1 protein-coding gene is annotated in these 1,094 nt (G+C 69.0%); it reads right to left on the bottom strand.

The features are described from left to right. Window positions 1-1,031, bottom strand: a 1,031-nt coding sequence (locus ACI794_RS20745) for a CpaF family protein (protein ID WP_456604268.1), incomplete at its 3' end; no start/stop codon positions are given. Between the last annotated feature and the right edge of the window lie 63 nt (window positions 1,032-1,094).

Genomic DNA, 1,094 nt, shown 5'->3' with positions numbered 1-1,094 from the left:
TCCATGCCCTGGACCTCGGTGACGTGGGTGACCCGCCGGGTGCCATCCCGCAGCCGGGTCAGCTGCACCACCACGTCGACGGCCGAGGCGATCTGCTCCCGGATCGCCCGCAGCGGCAGGTCCATCCCGGCCATCAGCACCAGCGTCTCCAGCCGGGCGATCGCATCCCGCGGGGAGTTCGCGTGCACCGTGGACAGCGACCCGTCGTGCCCGGTGTTCATCGCCTGCAGCATGTCCAGCGACTCACCACCACGGCACTCCCCCACCACGATCCGGTCCGGCCGCATCCGCAGGCTGTTGCGGACCAGGTCGCGGATGGTGATCGCACCCTTGCCCTCGATGTTGGGCGGGCGGGACTCCAGGCGCACCACGTGCTCCTGCTGCAGCTGCAGCTCCACCGCGTCCTCGATGGTCACGATCCGCTCGCCCTCGGGGATGAAGGAGGACAGCACGTTCAGCAGCGTCGTCTTCCCCGTACCGGTACCACCGGAGACGATCACGTTCAGCCGCGCATCCACGCACGCCTGCAGCAGCTCGGCCATCTCCGGGGACAACGTGCCGAACCCGATCAGGTCATCGACCTTGAACGGGTCCTTGGCGAACTTGCGGATGGTCAACGTCGACCCGGAGAACGCCAACGGCGGGATGATCGCGTTCACCCGCGACCCATCCGCCAGCCGCGCGTCCACCAACGGCGAGGACTCGTCGATCCGCCGGCCCACCTTCGACACGATCCGGTCGATCACCCGCCGCAGGTGCTCCTCGCCGGCGAACCGCGCAGGCGCCCGCTCGAGTCGGCCGGCGCGCTCGACGTAGATCATCTCCGGCCCGTTGCACATGATCTCGGTGACCGACGCGTCATCCAGCAACCGCTGCAACGGCCCGAACCCCAGCACGTCATCGGCCAGCTCCGCGGTCAACCGCGCCCGCTCCTCGGCCGACAACGGGATCTTCTCCGCCTCGACCACCTCGTCCAGCTCCCGCAGCACCAGCGCGCGCAACTGCTCCTCGGCCAGCGACGGATCGCTCATCCGAGCACCCATCCGCTCGAACAACGCCTTCGCCACCCGGTCCTTCAACCGCCCCAACGCATC

The organism is Blastococcus sp. SYSU DS0541 (genome assembly GCF_054050875.1).
This window is presented reverse-complemented; position numbering and strand designations above follow the sequence as displayed.